This window comes from Niallia sp. MER 6 (assembly GCF_023714395.1).
In the GTDB taxonomy this organism is placed as follows: domain Bacteria; phylum Bacillota; class Bacilli; order Bacillales; family Cytobacillaceae; genus Niallia.
Genome location: NZ_JAMAUK010000002.1, coordinates 1 through 17,892, shown reverse-complemented (window position 1 = coordinate 17,892; position 17,892 = coordinate 1). Strand labels below are relative to the sequence as shown.

General features: G+C 37.9%; 18 protein-coding genes, 1 tRNA gene and 1 rRNA gene. 11 read left to right on the top strand and 9 right to left on the bottom strand.

Going from position 1 to position 17,892, the window contains the following annotated elements; all coding sequences use genetic code 11:
• Window positions 1-46: 46 nt before the first annotated feature.
• The gene (gene gsiB / locus M3600_RS02620; RefSeq protein WP_237941833.1) at window positions 47-424 is read right to left on the bottom strand and encodes a KGG domain-containing protein; all 378 of its coding nucleotides are present in this window, start codon (window positions 422-424) and stop codon (window positions 47-49) included.
• A 193-nt stretch (window positions 425-617) separates the two neighbouring features.
• Between gsiB and M3600_RS02615 the strand changes: the two genes are divergently transcribed.
• The 6 genes from M3600_RS02615 (at window position 618) to M3600_RS02590 (ending at window position 6,753) form a co-directional block, all read left to right on the top strand.
• Entirely contained in the window at window positions 618-983 is a 366-nt protein-coding gene (locus M3600_RS02615) for a type III secretion system effector protein (RefSeq protein ID WP_233316439.1), read from the top strand.
• A 170-nt stretch (window positions 984-1,153) separates the two neighbouring features.
• On the top strand, window positions 1,154-2,122 hold the full coding sequence (locus M3600_RS02610; RefSeq protein WP_237941832.1) for a glycosyltransferase family 2 protein: 969 nt from the start codon (window positions 1,154-1,156) through the stop codon (window positions 2,120-2,122).
• Entirely contained in the window at window positions 2,119-2,511 is a 393-nt protein-coding gene (locus tag M3600_RS02605) for a GtrA family protein (RefSeq protein WP_233316437.1), read from the top strand. The genes M3600_RS02610 and M3600_RS02605 overlap by 4 nt, the downstream gene beginning before the upstream one ends.
• A 35-nt stretch (window positions 2,512-2,546) precedes the next feature.
• On the top strand, window positions 2,547-4,679 hold the full coding sequence (locus M3600_RS02600) for a glycosyltransferase family 39 protein (protein ID WP_237941831.1): 2,133 nt from the start codon (window positions 2,547-2,549) through the stop codon (window positions 4,677-4,679).
• A 158-nt stretch (window positions 4,680-4,837) separates the two neighbouring features.
• On the top strand, window positions 4,838-5,509 hold the full coding sequence (locus tag M3600_RS02595) for a response regulator transcription factor (protein ID WP_233316435.1): 672 nt from the start codon (window positions 4,838-4,840) through the stop codon (window positions 5,507-5,509).
• An 11-nt stretch (window positions 5,510-5,520) separates the two neighbouring features.
• Window positions 5,521-6,753 (top strand): sensor histidine kinase, encoded by a 1,233-nt coding sequence (locus tag M3600_RS02590; protein ID WP_233316434.1) that lies wholly within the window; start codon window positions 5,521-5,523, stop codon window positions 6,751-6,753.
• 42 nt (window positions 6,754-6,795) lie between these two features.
• Here M3600_RS02590 and M3600_RS02585 read toward each other — a convergent pair whose 3' ends face one another.
• The gene (locus M3600_RS02585; RefSeq protein ID WP_233316433.1) at window positions 6,796-7,539 is read right to left on the bottom strand and encodes an NADPH-dependent oxidoreductase; all 744 of its coding nucleotides are present in this window, start codon (window positions 7,537-7,539) and stop codon (window positions 6,796-6,798) included.
• Between the two features lie 121 nt (window positions 7,540-7,660).
• A complete protein-coding gene (locus tag M3600_RS02580) occupies window positions 7,661-8,443 on the bottom strand; it encodes an SDR family oxidoreductase (RefSeq protein WP_233316432.1) in 783 nt (260 codons plus the stop codon).
• 141 nt (window positions 8,444-8,584) lie between these two features.
• Between M3600_RS02580 and M3600_RS02575 the strand changes: the two genes are divergently transcribed.
• The 4 genes from M3600_RS02575 to M3600_RS02560 all read left to right on the top strand — a co-directional run bounded on the left by M3600_RS02575 (window position 8,585) and on the right by M3600_RS02560 (window position 12,461).
• Window positions 8,585-9,583, top strand: a complete 999-nt coding sequence (locus M3600_RS02575; RefSeq protein ID WP_251644834.1) for a zinc-dependent alcohol dehydrogenase family protein — start codon at window positions 8,585-8,587, stop codon at window positions 9,581-9,583.
• Window positions 9,584-9,821: 238 nt separating this feature from the next.
• Window positions 9,822-11,540 (top strand): ATP-binding protein, encoded by a 1,719-nt coding sequence (locus M3600_RS02570; RefSeq protein WP_237941830.1) that lies wholly within the window; start codon window positions 9,822-9,824, stop codon window positions 11,538-11,540.
• Window positions 11,541-11,676: 136 nt separating this feature from the next.
• Complete coding sequence (tlp, locus tag M3600_RS02565; protein WP_233316430.1) at window positions 11,677-11,910, top strand: small acid-soluble spore protein Tlp; 234 nt, start codon at window positions 11,677-11,679, stop codon at window positions 11,908-11,910.
• A 116-nt stretch (window positions 11,911-12,026) separates the two neighbouring features.
• A complete protein-coding gene (locus tag M3600_RS02560) occupies window positions 12,027-12,461 on the top strand; it encodes a VOC family protein (RefSeq protein ID WP_251644695.1) in 435 nt (144 codons plus the stop codon).
• Between the two features lie 42 nt (window positions 12,462-12,503).
• On the opposite strand, the gene M3600_RS02555 is transcribed toward M3600_RS02560, so the two are convergent.
• The 6 genes from M3600_RS02555 to M3600_RS02530 all read right to left on the bottom strand — a co-directional run bounded on the left by M3600_RS02555 (window position 12,504) and on the right by M3600_RS02530 (window position 17,098).
• Window positions 12,504-12,704, bottom strand: coding sequence for a ChaB family protein (locus M3600_RS02555; RefSeq protein WP_251644694.1), 201 nt, complete (start codon window positions 12,702-12,704; stop codon window positions 12,504-12,506).
• A gap of 13 nt (window positions 12,705-12,717) precedes the next feature.
• On the bottom strand, window positions 12,718-13,503 hold the full coding sequence (locus M3600_RS02550) for an SDR family NAD(P)-dependent oxidoreductase (RefSeq protein ID WP_233316427.1): 786 nt from the start codon (window positions 13,501-13,503) through the stop codon (window positions 12,718-12,720).
• Between the two features lie 116 nt (window positions 13,504-13,619).
• Window positions 13,620-14,759 (bottom strand): carboxynorspermidine decarboxylase, encoded by a 1,140-nt coding sequence (gene nspC, locus M3600_RS02545; RefSeq protein ID WP_233316426.1) that lies wholly within the window; start codon window positions 14,757-14,759, stop codon window positions 13,620-13,622.
• A 10-nt stretch (window positions 14,760-14,769) separates the two neighbouring features.
• The gene (locus M3600_RS02540) at window positions 14,770-15,969 is read right to left on the bottom strand and encodes a saccharopine dehydrogenase family protein (RefSeq protein WP_233316425.1); all 1,200 of its coding nucleotides are present in this window, start codon (window positions 15,967-15,969) and stop codon (window positions 14,770-14,772) included.
• A gap of 250 nt (window positions 15,970-16,219) precedes the next feature.
• Window positions 16,220-16,295, bottom strand: a tRNA-Ala gene (locus M3600_RS02535).
• Between the two features lie 110 nt (window positions 16,296-16,405).
• The gene (locus tag M3600_RS02530; protein WP_233316424.1) at window positions 16,406-17,098 is read right to left on the bottom strand and encodes an MgtC/SapB family protein; all 693 of its coding nucleotides are present in this window, start codon (window positions 17,096-17,098) and stop codon (window positions 16,406-16,408) included.
• A 672-nt stretch (window positions 17,099-17,770) separates the two neighbouring features.
• On the opposite strand from M3600_RS02530, the gene M3600_RS02525 reads away from it, so the two are divergent.
• Window positions 17,771-17,892, top strand: a 16S ribosomal RNA gene (locus M3600_RS02525); the annotation flags it as partial.

Genomic DNA, 17,892 nt, shown 5'->3' with positions numbered 1-17,892 from the left:
GGCATTTGGGTTTCTTCTTCTTTTTAAATTTGATATACTTTTAATATTAGTTGTTGTTATTGTTAGTGGAGTTGCCGCCTTTACGGCCAATTTCTTGGTAAAATTCTTTATCATGATTTTCGGAAGTGGCTTCTCCGCCTTTTTTGCCGATTTCTTGATAGAATTCTTTATCATGATTATCGGAAGTAGCTTCTCCGCCTTTTTTCCCGATTTCTTGATAGAATTCTTTATCATGATTATCAGAAGTAGCTTCTCCGCCCTTTTTCCCGATTTCTTGATAGAATTCCTTATCATGATTCTTGGAAGTGGCTTCTCCGCCTTTTTGTCCAATTTCTTGGTAAAATTCCTTATCGTGATTTTTAGAAGTTGCTTGTCCACCTTTTTTACCTGCTTCTTCTCGACTCATTTTGTTGTTGTTTGCCATGATTATCACTCCTTAGAAATTTTAGTTATTAAATTGTACATTGGTTATATAGCCGATTTCACTTCATATAAACATTTTTGTCGGATTTTTTGCCGAGGAAAAGTTTGGTAATACTAATCAGCACTTATAAAACCGATAATATAGACATATACGTTTTTAGATAGCTTACAAAAAAGGGGATATGATTAAATACATGATTACAATAGATAAATTCATGGAAGTAGTTTCGAAGGCAGAACAGCTCGGCTGTAAGGTCGTTTATGACGCGGACAAGAAAATCAGCTTTAATGCTAATATGTATATTACAGTTCCATTCTTAATTACATTGGAGAATACATATGCACTTGCACACGAGATTGGCCATGTAATGGATTATGTGAATGGCGATTTAGATTATGATAAATGGTTAAATGATTGGTCGTACAGAGTAAACGCAGAAATGAGCGCATGGGTGAATGCTTATAAGCTCCTTAATGAGCTTGGTGTTTCTTTAGACCATTGGCAAGCACATGTCGACAGTAAATTAAGAAATTATTTTATCTTACCTGAGGTTATTTAGAAAAGTAAGGCTCTATGCATGCAAAACAGCATGCATAGAGCCTTTTTTGTATTTCTAAATATTGTTAATAAGTTAAGGATTAATTAAGAATTGTTCGCTAAAATCAGGCTATTCCATTCGGAAGTGACGAACGAAACGTCACGAGCTACTAGAAAGGATGAGTGATTTTCATGACGAACGAGAAAGTAAAATATTCGATTGTAATTCCCGTGTTTAATGAGGAGGAAGTCATTGAACATACGTATGAGCGGATTAAGACAGTGATGAAGAATGCAGATGGAAATTATGAGCTATTGTTTATCAATGACGGAAGCAGAGACCGGTCTGTCGAAATATTATTGAATTTAAGTGAGCAGGACAACAGGATTAAAATCGTTGATTTCTCCAGAAACTTCGGCCACCAAATCGCCATAACTGCTGGAATGGATTATGCGTTAGGAGATGCTATTGTCATAATTGATGCAGATCTTCAGGATCCTCCTGAGCTTATTCTAGAAATGATTCAAAAATGGAAAGAAGGCTATGATGTCGTCTATGCGAAGCGTACTGCCAGAAAAGGAGAGACCTTTTTTAAGAAACAGACAGCCTCGGCCTTTTACAGGACATTAAGGGCAATGACAGAAATTGAAATACCGATTGATACAGGAGATTTCCGATTAATTGACCGCAAGGTGTGTAATCAAATGAAGAATATTCATGAAAAAAACCGCTTTGTCAGAGGGCTTGTCAGTTGGGTTGGCTTTAAACAGAGTGCTGTTGAATATGAAAGAGATGAGAGATTTGCTGGTGAAACAAAATATCCTTTAAAAAGAATGCTTAAATTATCTTTGGACGGAATAACGTCTTTCTCTTATAAACCATTAAAGCTGGCCAATTATTTAGGTGCTTCCTTGTCGGTGATTGGATTTGTTTACATGCTGATTGTGCTTTATCAAAAACTGTTTACAACAACTACTGTTACTGGCTGGTCTTCTATTATTGTCATTCAGCTATTCTTTAGTGGAATTACGCTTATGATGCTTGGTGTAATCGGTGAATATATCGGCCGTATTTATGACGAAGCAAAAGACAGACCGCTTTATATTGTGAAAGACATTTACCAGCATGAATCAGCGGCGAAATCATATGTGATGAAATGACTAGGAAGTGGCTTGTTTTTTTTAAGTTTGGAATTGTTGGTTCGTTAAATACAATCATTGACTTTGTTGTTTATGCGCTTTTGACTAGCGTTGGAGCAAATTATCTTCTATCGCAAATACTTTCCTATTCATGTGGACTATTAAACAGTTACTTTGTAAACAGAACATGGACATTTAAACAAAAAGATAAGGCAAGCATGAAGGAGTTTATTCGTTTCCTTGCGGTCAATGCTGCCACATTATCGTTAACATTGATATTGCTCGATTTTTTATATACAAAGCAGGGCTTAAATTTGCTGTTGAGCAAATTTTTAGTAACAGCGATAGGAACAATCTTCAACTTTATTGGAACGAAGATGCTCGTTTTTACGAAGGCAAACACAAATTAATTTATAAAAAAATTATTATAAGAATGGAGTAAGATATGAAAAATTGTACTAAAGGAAGAGTCGACATCCTTTTAATAGCTATATTGCTGTTTTCGGCCGGTTTAAATTTCTATAATTTGCAGAATGCTGGCACGAATTCGTATTATTCTGTAGCTGTGAAAAGCATGTTGACTAGCTTCCATAACTTTTTCTTTGTTTCCTTTGATCCTGCTGGATTTATAACCGTTGATAAACCTCCAGTAGCTTTATGGATTCAAGCGATTTTTGCTAAGATCTTCGGCTTCAATGATTTTGTGCTTCTTTTGCCAGAGGCACTTGCTGGTGTCGTTTCTGTCTGGTTGTTATATATCATGATTAAGCCGAAATTCGGCAGACCGGCAGCACTGATTGCCAGTTTGGTTTTAGCTTGCTCGCCAATTTTTGTAGCAGTTGTCAGAACTAATAATGTAGACAGTATCTTGATTGTTACACTGATGATAGCAGCATGGGCATTGATGAAAGCAGTCGAAAAGCAGAAGCTTGGCTGGCTATTATTAAGCTTTGCTCTTGTGGGCGTCGGCTTTAATGTGAAAATGCTGCAGGCATATATGGTGTTGCCGGCATTTGCTTTCTATTATTTCTTTGCAACGAGAGAATTGAAAATCTGGAAAAAGCTGATGCACTTAGCAGCATCCACTGTTTTGCTAGTTGTTATCTCCTTGTCATGGGCACTTGCAGTTGATTTGACCCCAAAAAGTGAAAGGCCGTATATGGGCGGAAGTGAAACGAACTCTGTACTAGAGCTTGCTTTTGGCTATAATGGCTTATCAAGATTAACTGGTCAAGATTCTGGCATGGGAGGCGGAGGGAATGCTCAAGCACCGCAGACTCAGACTTCGACTGATGAAACTAGTACTAGTGCTTCAGATTCCAGCAATACTAGTGAGGAAGCTCCTACTACTATGCCTAATGGTGGACAGCAAGGAGATGGAGGCAGCTCCAGCCAATCTGGCATGTTTAACACTGGTGAAGCAGGCCCGCTGCGATTATTCCAAAGCGAGCTGTCTGGACAAATTAGCTGGCTGCTGCCATTCGTGGTCTTTGCCATTATTGGTTTAGTCTTGTCTTTCTTAAAGACGAGAAAGTATACAATACAGCACCATTTTGCAGCATTTTGGTTTTTCTGGCTAGCACCTATGTTTGTTTTCTTCAGCATCGCGCTATTTTACCATCATTATTATTTAAGTATGATGGGGCCTGCAATTGCCGCACTTGTCGGTATCGGTTTTACGACATTATGGAACTTTTATAAAGAAGAGAATGGCTGGGAGAGCTGGCTGCTGCCTGTTGGAATATTAATTACTTTCTTCTTTGAAGCGCTGATTGTCTATCAGAACAGCTCTTCTGTATCCATTGTATGGATGTGGGTTGCTATTATTTTAGGGGTTGTACTGTTTATGCTGTTAATAGCAGGCAAATCAAGTGCATCCATAAAGGAGACAATAGCAGTTATCAGCATATTGGCATTATTAGTACTGCCGATTTATTGGACTGCTATAACGATTACAAAGACTGGCAATGAATCTACACCAACTGCAGGTCCGACAAGTGGAATGGGCGGACCAGGCGGCGGAGGTGGAGGCATGCGTGCCTTCGATGGTGGTAATATGGAGCAAGGTTCCATTCCAAATGAAATGCCAAGTGATTCTAATGAGGCTCCAACTGGTTTCCCGGGAGCTTCTGAGAATAATGCCAGCAGTGGTTTTACAGGCGGACCAGGCGGCGGGGGCGATATGGACAGTATCGATTCTGGCTTAATGTCGTATCTTGAAGACAATTACAATGGCGAAAAATTCTTCTTGGCAGTACAAAGAGCCCAATCGGCATATTCTATTATGCTGAACACAGACTATGCAGTAATGGCAATGGGCGGCTTTGGCGGATCAGATCCGGCACCGACAGTAGATGAGCTGGAGGAGATGGCTGAAGCAGGAGAAATCAAGTATTTCTTAGTATCTGGTCAAGGAATGGGCGGCAATAGTGAAGTGACAGAGTGGATTCAAGAAAACTGTGTCGAGGTACCTAGCAGCGAGTATTCATCTGATACTAGCACTACTGACAGCTCTGCTACTGATTTATCTAATATGAGAGGCATGGGGCAAACCTTGTACGAGTATCAACAAAAATAGTATGGTAGAAAAGAAGCGGTCCGCAGATGCGAATCGCTTCTCTTTCAAGCTGGCACAAAAACATTCGTGAGAGTATTTATTTATATAGAGGCTTATGTTTTAATAATGCTAATGAATCAAGCAATTGTCAGATTTAAAAGCCAAAGGAGATTGAAACAATGAAGATACTAGTTGTGGAGGATAATAAACCTTTATTAGAATCCATAAAGGGGATATTGGAGAAGGAGTATTCTGTTGATACAGCAGATAATGGAGAAGACGGCTTGTTTTATGCACAGCAAAATATCTATGATTTGATTGTGCTCGATGTCATGCTTCCTTATATTAACGGTTTTGACATTGTTCAAACCTTGCGTAAAGAAAAAGTCAATACACCTGTTTTATTCTTAACAGCAAAGGATTCACTTGAGGATCGGGTAAAAGGGCTGGAATTTGGCGGCGACGATTATTTAGTAAAGCCTTTCCAGGCTCCTGAGCTTGAAGCAAGAATCAAGGCTCTCTTGAGAAGGAGCGGGGCATTAGATATTGATGAAGGGCTTAAGTATGAAGAAATCGTGCTGACAGGCAAGGAAAATGATGTGCTTGTTAAAGGAATGCCAATCAAGTTAACAGTCAAACAATATGAGCTGCTTGAGTATTTAATTCAAAATACTGGGAAAATCCTCACGAAGGAACAAATATTTGATCGGATATGGGGATTCGATTCTGATACGACGATTGCAATTGTGGAAGTGTTCATCCACCAACTGCGTAAAAAATTAGAAGAATTCGCCTATCATAAAGATATTCAAACAGTCCGAGGTGTTGGCTATATTTTAAAAAGAGTATAAGGGGATAAATAATGTTCCAGAAAACAAGAATTAAACTAACCTTCCTTAACTCGCTTGTATTTATCTTATTAATGGTAGTCCTCGGTGTGATGATTTATCATTATACCGAAAAGCAAATATATAAGGATATTAATCAGTCCTTGGAAGAAACGGCGGAAACGATCAGCCATTTTGAACAAAGAGATGGAAGGGGACCAATGCAAGAGCCGCCCCGGCAAATCTCTGTTATTAAGTGGACAGACGATAAGGAAATTGATGTTATTTCCCAAGACATTATGAATTATGCGAGTGAATTCGAGAATTTCTATCCAGAGCAATACGATAAGATTGTAGAGAAGCAGACAGTCAGCGGCTACAGTTATAACACGATTGCTGTTAAAGTAACAATGGAGGATGGATCAAAGGAAATAATTCAATTTATCCGCAGCATTGATCCAGAAAAATCAATGCTGAACCGATTGATTATTATTATGACAGTAGGTGTGCTGGCAGGAAGCATCTTCGCCATAATGGCTGGTTATTTCCTTGCTGGAAGAGCTCTTGTACCGATTCAAAAATCATGGGAATCTCAGCAGCAATTCGTATCAGATGCCTCCCATGAGCTGAGAACACCTTTAGCAGTCATCCAAACAAGAACAGACCTGCTCTTCCAAGAGCCTGATGCCACCATTCAAGAAAAGGCTATAGATATTTCAGTCATTTCAAAGGAAACACGACGATTGAACAAGCTCGTCACAAATTTGCTGACACTTGCCAGAAGCGACTCAAATCAAATGGAAATATCGAAGCAAGAATTTGCCTTGAATCTCCTCATCCAGGAAGTGATTGACCAGTATGCCGATATCGCAGAGTTTCAAGGCAAAAGAATTTATACTGATACAAGGTCACCTATCAAGCTGATCGGTGACAAGGAACGTATTCACCAACTGCTTGTCATCCTAGTGGATAACAGCATGAAATTCACAGGTGAGGGAGGCACGATTGCTATAAATGCCACAGCTAAAACTCACACTGTAGAATTAGAGGTGAAAGATAACGGAATTGGCATCCCAAAACAAGATATACCAAAAGTCTTCAACCGGTTTTATCAAGTGGAGCAATCAAGGACAGATATGGAAGGCACTGGATTAGGCTTGTCTATTGCTAAGTGGATTATAGAAAAGCATTCAGGCACTATTAAGGTTGACAGTGAGCTGGAAAAAGGGACAAAATTTGAAATTACCTTCCCAAAGCTTGGCCAGTAGCCAAAAAAACATCCTCCGAAATTTAAGGGAGGATGTTTTTTTTTATTCGCTCAGATCTTTCGCAGTAAAGCCTTGTTTTTTCAGTAATGGTCCTAGACTTGGGTAATAGGGCTGCTTATAAAAGTTTGCCACCCTGTTTGTCCAGTTAGCTTGTTCACTGCCCCGTTCTTGCAAGTATTGCTTAAAAATATCGTTATATTCTTTTAATGAACCGATTTGATCACTGTTATAAGTTTCCTTATGAACATAGCTTTCTTTAGGAAGTCGTGGTTTAACACCAGGATCTTCAGCTGGGAAGCCAATACTTAAACCAGAGATAGGCAATACATATTTAGGAAGCTGTAAATACTCGACAACTTCTGGTGCATTTCTTCTTATTCCGCCAATAGGAACAGTCCCTAACCCTAAGGATTCAGCAGCTGTTATCGCATTTGCCAAGGCAATTCCAGCATCTGTTGCTCCAACAAGAAGCAAGTCTGATTGATCAGCAGCACCAAAAGCAGTGTTTTCCAGGTTGGCTGCAAGCTCTGTCCGGTAGAAATCCATGCAGAATACTAAAAATATTGGTGCTTCCTTAATATGCTGCTGATTTCCGCAAAGCTCTGCTAATCTTTCCTTCCTTGCTGTATCCTCTACTAGTATAACAGTAACCTGCTGTCCATTCGCCCATGAAGGGGCAGCTTGCGCTGAATCCAAAATAGCCTCAACCATTTCTTTAGGAACTGGTTTGTTTTCGTATTTTCGATAAGAACGATGCTGTTTTAAAGTCTCTATTACCTGATTCATTATCTATTACCTCCCGTAAGTTTATAAGGTGTATTGTAGCACAATTCGTTTTAAATACTTACTCACTTGCTTGCTAGAAAATAACAAAGGCTAAAGGAGTAACCCCTTTAGCCTTTGTTTATTAAAGCAGTGATTCAGCGCCATCAATATAAATTTCTGTTCCAGTGATATGGCTGGAGGCATCTGAGCTCAGGAACTGAACTAAATCAGCTACCTGTTTTGGCTCACCTGACTTTTGTGCAAGCGGCTGACTTCCTTCAGGATATTCTACCGGTATGGCAATTTCCTTTAATTTTTCTTCCTCTCGGAACGTGTTTTCTTCAATATTTGTATCAATTGCACCAGGGCAAATGATATTTACTCTTATTTTATATTTAGCCAGCTCCAATGCTGCCATTTTGCCAAAGGCAACCTGACCAGCTTTAGAAGTACTATATGCTGACATACCAAAGCTTGAATAAGTTCGGTTGCCGTTAATGCTGCTAGTAATAATAATACTTCCGCCATTTTGTTTCATATGAGGAACAGCATATTTTAATGTAAGGAAGGTTCCTTTAAGATTGGTTTCCATAGTCATGTCCCAATCCTCTGGAGAGAGATGTTCAATTGGGGAGACCTTCCCGTTAATTCCTGCATTAGCAAAAACAATATCAAGCTTACCCCATTTTTTAATGACATAATCAAATGCTGTACTCATGGAACAGGCATCAGAAATATTTGCTTCTAAAATGATTGCTTCTCCGCCAAGTTCTTTTATTTCCTTATCAACAGATTCTAAGTTTTCAGGAATTAAATCGAGCAATGCTACTTTAACTCCACTTTTAACTAGAGAGATAGCGGCTGCATGGCCAATCCCTGATGCCGCACCTGTAATTATTGCTACCTTATTTGACATGTCACTCATAATAACTCCTCCTGTATGGTTGTTCTGTAATAATGCAGCTAGCAAGTTATTTTTCTAATAACCTTTTTTGGTGAAATTAAAACCAATGCAGATTATGCCTGTTTTCTGTAAAATAATAGATAATGGAGAGGAGAGATGATGTTGAAAGCAATGCTAGTTCATTCATATGGTGATGCGTCTGTATTCCGTGAATCAGAAATGGATAGACCCACTATTAAAAAAGGTTATGTACTTATTAAAGTAATGGCATCAAGTGTAAATCCTATTGATGTAAAAATTAGAGCAGGAGCAGTTCCTGCCGCTTCCCCAGAGCTACCAGCAGTTCTTCATGGCGATGTAGCAGGTGTTATAGAGGAAGTAGGAGAGGGTGTTGACAACTTTAAAGCAGGAGATGAAGTATTTGGCTGTGCTGGCGGCTTTAAAGGAACAGGTGGTGCGTTAGCTGAATATATGCTCGCAGACGCCCGGTTATTAGCACATAAACCAAAAAACATCACCATGAAGCAAGCTGCTGTTTTGCCATTAGTAAGCATTACCGCTTGGGATGCCCTTTTTGAAAAAGGGAATATTTCTGCGGGACAAAAAGTGTTGATTCATGGTGGAACAGGCGGTGTTGGTCATGTTGCCATTCAGCTTGCAAAATGGAAGGGAGCAGAGGTTTATACAACTGTTTCCTCAAATGAAAAAGCAAAAATAGCAAAATCATTAGGAGCAGATACAGTAATTAACTACAAGGAAGAATCTATTAGTGAGTATGTTGAAAAATATACACAAGGCAACGGATTTCAAACTGTTTTTGACACGGTTGGCGGAACGAATTTAGATAAATCATTCCAAGCAGCAGCCATACATGGTACAGTTCTTGCCATTGCTGCAAGATCAACACATGACCTTTCACCGATGCACGCCAAAGGTCTATCCTTGCATGTTACGTTTATGCTGTTGAAAATAATAGATGAATCATCAAGGAAGGAGCATGGAGCTATCCTTCAAAAAATTGCCGAGATTGTGGCGAACGGGGAGCTTAATCCGCTTGTGGATGAAGAGGAATTCTCCTTTACAGAAGCAGACAAGGCACATGAATATTTGGAAGCAGGAAAGGCAATAGGTAAAGTTTCATTAACTAACAGCTGGAACTGATTAAAAAGCAACATGGCTAAAGGTAATCTTAAAGCCATATTGCTTTTTTTCTTTCAGAAAAAAAACGAGACTTTTTACTCAAAAGAGACATTTCATAGTAAAATAAGAAGAAAACTTATATTGGGGAAACACCACTCATCATGATAACAAATACTACATCCTTGATTACAGCAGTATTGCTATTTAAGTGTAATCATATGAATATACATCAGGCGGTATCGGACAGGAGGGATTTAAGATGGAATTTATTTTATTGATGATGGTAGCGATGATACCACTCATCATTTCCCTGACTGTCCTGTTTTTTTCAAAAACGAGACTTGCTGTAACCCTATCCCTATTTTTGGGGATGTTATCTTTTTGGCAAATGGATGTTGCAACACTGTATGCAGAAAATGTACTTCCCCTCAAATGGATAGATAGTCTGTTTCGCTTTTTTAGGGGCGGCTCTATTTTTATTATGCCAATAATGTACTATTTCTCCTATTACTTAGTGTGGAAAAATAGGGAGTTGAAAAAATACAGATGGCTTTTAAATAAAGGAATTCTGACTTTTTTTATTCTCTATACGTTAGTTGTCTATATTGTTAACTTTACTGACTTTGGGATTGTGTCATACACATGGAAAGATGCTAAGCTGTTAGCACCATCACACTTGCTGCCGGTGTATGGCGTAGGTAATCTGCTATTCATGTTAAACATAGTTATCGGCTATCTTAATACATTTCTGTTGCTGTTTATTACGACAAAGGTTCGTGACATTGGTGATAAAAGATTCTATATAAAGTTGGTAGCGGCTGCTCTTCTTATATTCATTAACGGCAACTTAAGCGGTTTTGCTTTTATTCCGTTATATTACTCTAGTTTCAATTCTATTTTTGCTGCAATTATATTATTTATTGGCTTTTTTCAAATGCAATCATTCAAGATAAATGCAATGAACGGAGAATTGCGGAAGCAGAGTGAACAGCTTGAAACAATTATGAATATAAACCCGAATTATCTTCTAGTAATAGATGGAAATACAATCATTAAAATAAATGATTCATTATGTAAGTTATTGAAAAAGACCGAAATTGATTTGCTAGGCGAATCAATTTCGACTATTTTGCAAGAAATCAGTATGGAAACAGTAAAGCCACAAAATTACATTGATGTTAATGGGAAGGTTCATTATATACTGTGGGACAGGAAAGAACTTTATTATAATAACGAAAATAAACGCACTATTTATTTTGGAATGGATATAACAGAGCAAAAGAGAAGCGAACAGTTGATCATCTCTTCTGAAAAGCTGAAGGTTGTTGGAGAAATGGCTGCAAGTGTTGCTCATGAAATCAGAAACCCATTAACGACAATAAGAGGCTTTATCCAGCTTTTAAAAGAAAAAAGTGATAAAACTGGCTTTGAAGATATTCTTCTGGAAGAAATAGACCGAATTAATCAGGTATTAAAGGAATTACTTATTCTTGGCAAGCCTGAAGCTAAAGCAGCTGTAAGAGCTGAATTATTAACCATTCTTCCGAGTGTCGAATTGCAAAATATTAAGCTTTTGTTCCAGGCATTGGCTATTGAACAGAATAAGGAAATTATTGTAGTAAACAGACAAGAAAAAAATGCGTTTATATCTATGGAGAAATCGCATTTCAAGCAGGTAATCATCAATGTATTAAAAAATAGTCTGGAAGCTATCCATGGTGGAAGCGGGAAAGTCAAGATGATCATTGATAGTAAATCTGATATGGTTCGCATCCGAATAATAGATAATGGAGAAGGCATCAACAAAGAGCTTCTCAGTCAAATATGGGAACCGTATTATACAAGTAAAGAAAAAGGCAACGGTATCGGTTTAACGGTGTGTAATCGACTCTTGCAGGAAAATAACGGGCAAATGTCCGTGAAAAGCAAGGAAGGCTGGGGAACATGTGTGATGATTACCCTTCCTATTATAAGCTGATAAATAGAGGAAAGACATTTATGTTTTTCCTCTTTTTATCTATGTTAAAGTATTGGAATAACATATTTCTCCTGTGTATAAAAAACCAAGAAATAAACAAAATACTATAGTATTTTAAATTACAGGAGGAAATGACATGACAAATAATCGTCCAAATCCAGATAACAGAGCAGATAATGTAGAGAAACTACAAGATATGATTGAAAATACATTAGATAATATTGATAAGTCTGAAGAGACAATGGCATTTGCTTCCTCAGAAGAAAGAGCTAACATAGAAGCTAAAAACAAAAGAAGAGAAGAATCAATCAATGCATTCAGAGAAGAAGTAAAAGACGAAGCTGCAAATCGTGAAAACGGCTATCAATAAGCATTCCTTTTGACCTCTAATCTTTTAGAGGTCAAATTTGTTTTTTGTATAATCAGAAGGAATTTGTTAAATGAAAGAGAATATTAGTGAATATTCAGGGAAGAAGGAGTGGGATCATGATTAAATCAATGTACCCTTATTTCGTTTTTAATGGGAATGGTAATGAAGCAGTGGAATTTTATAAAAATGCACTAAATGCTGAGGTAATAAGTATGCAGCTTTTTGGTGACATGCCTCCAAATCCTGAAATGCCAATTCCAGAAGAAGCTAAAGACCGTGTGTTAAATGCACAGCTGAAGGTAGGCGATACGGACTTAATGCTTTCTGACACATTTCCAGGAATGCCATACACAATAGGCACGAATGTTACTACCGCAATCATTTTGGAAAATATTGAGGACACAAAGAAAGTATTTGCTGCCTTACAAGAAGGCGGCAAAGTAAAAATGCCCCTGCAAGAAACATTTTGGAGCCCTTTGTATGGACAAGTCGAGGATAAATATGGATTTGAATGGCAAGTATCAACAGAAGGGAAACTTACAAACGGTTAAGCATTGCTTAAAAGACATCAGCAGACAGGCTGATGTCTTTTTTTAATCCTTGGCTGTCCAATTTCCATCTTTATCTTTATGGTACTTGTTCTTAACAGCACTCCAAGCAACTTTAAACGCTGTTTCTTCTTTTTTATATTCATCTAAGGAAGCATTGAACGCTTCTTTAAAAATTTCCTGAGCATGAAAAGGCAGGTTATTGCGTACTGATTCTGGCAGATCTTTCACATCGTTGTAAGGCATGTTATTCCTCCTGCTATCCTTTTATTAATGTTTCTGCACCATCGACATAAATTTCAGTTCCTGTCAGATGAGAGGCTTCATCAGATGCTAAGAACAGGAATAGATTTGCTACTTCTTCTGGTTTGCCTGCATCTGACTTTAGCGGGATTGCCTCTTCCGGAATGCCAAATGGAAACTGTATCTCATCTGGATGATTGGATTCTTTAATGGATTCAAAAATATTCGTATCAATAGTACCTGGACAAATGGCATTTACCCGAATTTTATATGGTGCCAACTCAATTGCAGCCATTTTAGCAAATGCTGCAATTGCTGCCTTGGATGTACTGTAAGCGGAAAAACCTTTTTGAGCAAATCGGCGGTTACCACTAACAGAGCTAATAACAGTAATGGTTCCTCCGTTATTTTTCATATAAGGAATTGCCTGCTTAACAGTCTCGAATGTTCCGACGACATTGTTATTGATTGTATTAGCCCAATCTTTTGTGGAAAAATCCTCGATTGGAGACAATGTTCCGACAATCCCAGCATTTGCAAGAAGGGTAGTAATTTCTCCCCATTTATTAAAGGTTTCTTCCATTGCGTTTGCCACTTGCTCTTCATCAGTTATATCGACTTGAAAGAAGATTGCCTCGCCGCCTAGCTCTGCAATCTCGTTTGTGGCCGTGATGCCTCTTTCTTGATTCATATCGAGTATGCTGATTTTTGCTCCTTCTCTTGCTAAACGAATGGCAGAGGCCTTACCAATACCAGAAGCCCCCCCTGTTATGACAGCTACTTTGTTTTCCATACGCTTCATTTCCTGTCACCCCTATTTCCTACTAGTTTTAACTATTATCCTTTTCCACTTACCCTTTTCAGGAAGGAATATGCATGAAAAAACCCCTTCTCTAATTTAGAGAAGGGGTTCATTTCTTATGAAAGGCGGTTGCTGTAATCCTCAAACTTAAATTGTCTTACGACTTTAATGCCTTCTTCGTCATTGTAAGATACGATAGAAGGGAGATTTACACCATTAAACATATGATTTTTTACCATTGTATAATGAGCCATATCACAGAAAACAATTTTATCGCCAGGCTTTAATGGCTCTTTAAAGGAGTAGTCACCGATGACATCTCCAGATAGGCAAGTCATTCCACCTAGTCTGTATGTGTACTCATATTCACCAGGCATACCAGCACCGATGATATTAGGTCTGTATGGCATTTCCAGAACATCAGGCATATGGCAAGTAGCTGATGTATCAAGAATAGCCAAGTCCATTCCGTTTTTCATAACATCAAGAACTGTACTTACCAGATAACCTGTATTTAGAGCAATTGCTTCACCAGGCTCTAGATAGACCTCAACATCATATTTCTCTTTCAAATACAGAATGCATTCAATCAATGTTTCGATATCATAATCTGGTCTTGTAATATGATGGCCGCCGCCTAGGTTCAGCCACTTAACCTTTTTAATATGTTCGCCAAACTTCTCATCAACTACTTTAAGGGTTCTCTTTAAAGTGTCAGAGTTTTGCTCACACATTGTATGGAAGTGAAGGCCATCGATTTCATCAAGCCGATCAGCATCGAAGTTATCCAATGTAACACCGAATCTAGAGTACGGTGCACAAGGATTATAAAGTTCTGTTTCAATCTCAGAGTACTCTGGATTAATACGAATTCCGACATCAATTTTTTTGTCAGCATTTCTTACTTTATCTTTAAAACGGTCCCATTGTGCAAAAGAATTGAAGACAATATGGTCCGTGTATAACATCAGTTCATCGAACTCGCTGTCCACATATGCTGGTGCATATGAATGAACTTCTTTTCCCATCTTTTCAAAACCTAATCTAGCTTCAAACAAAGAGCTTGAAGTTACTCCTGTAAGGTACTTTGAAACAAGTGGAAATACAGAATGCATAGAAAATCCTTTTAATGCAAGAAGAATCTTAGCACCAGTTCTTTCCTGAACATAGTTCAATGTCTCCAAGTTTTTCTTAAGCAGACGCTCGTCCACTACATAACTAGGAGATGGTACTTTATCAAATTCAATGTTTTTCATTGCTTTCCTCTCAATCTATAAGAGTTGGAGTGAAGTTCTCCTGCCATGGCAATCCGTGTTTGTTCAATGCATCCATGAATGGATCTGGATCGAATTCTTCCACATTGTATACGCCTGGCTTTTTCCATTGTCCTTTAATGATAAGCATAGCACCGATCATCGCCGGAACACCTGTTGTATATGAAATTGCTTGTGAGCCAACCTCTCTGTAACATTCTTGGTGGTCACATACATTGTATACATAATATGTTTTTGGCTTGCCGTCTTTAATACCTTGGATAATGCAGCCAATATTTGTTTTACCTTTAGTTCTAGGTCCAAGTGAAGCAGGATCTGGAAGCAATTCTTTCAAGAACTGCAACGGAATGATCTCTTTGCCTTCATAATTAATAGGCTCGATAGATGTCATACCAACATTTTCAAGAACTTTTAGGTGGTTCAAGTAATTGTCAGAGAATGTCATCCAGAATCTGATTCTTTTCACACCTTTAATGTTTACAGCTAAAGACTCTAATTCTTCATGGTATAGAAGATAGATGTTTTTAGGTCCGATTTCTGCCAAGTCATACTCTCTCTTTTCAGAAAGAGGTGCAGTTTCTACCCACTCGCCATTTTCGAAATAGCGGCCGTTTGCAGTGATTTCGCGAATATTAATTTCAGGGTTGAAGTTAGTCGCGAACGGATAACCATGATCTCCACCATTAGCATCCACGATATCGATATAGTGGATTTCATCGAAATGATGTTTTTGTGCATAAGCAGTAAATACACCAGTAACACCTGGATCAAAACCGCTGCCTAATAGTGCTGTTAGTCCAGCTTCTTCGAATTTTTGCTTATAATCCCACTGCCATTTATACTCAAACTTAGCTGTTTCTGGCGGCTCATAGTTAGCTGTATCAAGGTAGTGAACACCAGTTGCAAGACATGCATCCATGATTGTTAAGTCTTGGTATGGCAATGCCACGTTAATAACTACATCTGGCTTGAAGCTGTTGATCAACTCAATTACTTCTTCTGTTTTATCTGCATCGACTTGGGCAATAGAAACCTTCGTTTTGCCGCCGTCTAATTTATTTTTAAGCGCTTCACATTTTGAAAGTGTTCTGCTTGCAATACAAATCTCTTCGAATACATCAGGTACTTGACAGCATTTATGTGCAACAACACTTGCTACACCGCCAGCACCAATAATTAATGCTTTACCCAAAATGAAAAACCTCCTTTAACTTATTGAAAAAATTCAATAAGCATGATTATACAGAATGTGCGACAAATAATCCATAAAATCCGACAAAATATAATTTTTTTTTACACTGTATTTTTTAGAATTTTTCGATATAAAAATATTATACAAGGAAAGGTTTGGAAGAAAAATATATCGATTTAAAATGAGAGGGAAAAGAACGTAAAAAAGACATTTGCCATTGATGACAAATGTCTTCTGAATTTATGTATGTTGGTGGAGACTATCGGGATCGAACCGACGACCTCTTGCATGCCATGCAAGCGCTCTCCCAGCTGAGCTAAGCCCCCGTTTGGTTGATGATAAATTATATTATACATATTTTCAGAAATATTGCAATAACTAAACTAAAAAACAATAAATGGATGGAGATACCTCTCCACCCATTTGGTCAATATAATCAATTTAAGCTTTCTATTTCAATTTCCCTGACGCCATTAATACCGGAAATTTCTTTATAGAATTCTGTTAACTCTCTTTTTTGATCAACTATTAAAATTAAGTTGATAGAATGTTCACCGGTTTCTAAGTCTTTTATGCGCAGGTTTTTAATGCCTGCTTTCAATTCTCTTATGGCTGCAATAATAGTTGCAACATCTTCCTTTTCCGTTGCTTTGAGCTTAACTTTTATTTCTTTTTCTCTTAGCTGTCTAGGACCGATAAGGCTCATAAGGAAAGGAACAAACTTTACGCTCACTAATAAAAGGGTTACACCTGCGATAGCTTCTATGTAATAACCGGCCCCAACTGCAATTCCAATTCCACCGGCACCCCAAATTAGTGCTGCTGTCGTCAGCCCGGAGATACTGTCATTCCCTCTTCTCAATATTACCCCAGCTCCTAAAAAGCCGATGCCGGAAACAATTTGTGCAGGAAGGCGAAGGGGGTCCATTGTAATATTTACAAACTCGCTCCCGGGAAACTTATATGCTGCCTCTATAGAAACAATAGTGAGCAGGCAGCTCACAATACTGATAACAAGACTTGTCTTTAAGCCAACAGGCTTCCTTTTTATTTCTCTTTCTAAACCGATAATCAAGCCAAGTCCTGTTGAAATCCCTAATTTAACTAAGAAGTCGATGTCGATAAGCATAATACCTCCTGTAATCTGGTTGTTATATAATTATGTGGCTTAAAGCTCTTTTATTTATGTTTTTAGTCCGCTTGTATTTTTTATCAATAAAACACAATTGATACTTAAGTTTTTTAGTGGATTTTCCTTTCTCTCTATTTTGTAGCGTATATAACCATTATTAAGAGGTTGAAAACATGAGGTTTCCGATTATCATATGTAATGGAGACGGAGGATAATTTTCTTTATCTTCATAGTATGTAACCTGTTTTTGCAATCATTATATCGGCATTTTTTAATTAGTATTTCTTATTATTAAAAATAACTGAACAAATGGTGTGTTTATTTTAAGATATAGGAAGGAACTAGAGCCTGGGATAAAATTTGGTTTTCTTACGAATAAAAACTTAAAAAATGTATTGCTAATTAAAAATATACATGGTATATTATTTCTCGTCCTCAACAAGGGATTTTAGATGAAATAAAAAAGTTCTGAAAAGTTGTTGACATTAAGATTGCTTTCATGGTAAATTGATAAAGTCGCTTCTGAAGCAAGCGATTAAATGAAACAGATTGCTCTTTGAAAACTGAACAAACAAAACGTCAACAATAATCGTTTTTATAACTTGCGTTATAAAGATGAAAACAAAGCAACAAAAAGCTAGAGTTTAGCAAATGAGCTAATCTTACTCTTTATCGGAGAGTTTGATCCTGGCTCAGGACGAACGCTGGCGGCGTGCCTAATACATGCAAGTCGAGCGGACTTAAAAAGCTTGCTTTTTAAGTTAGCGGCGGACGGGTGAGTAACACGTGGG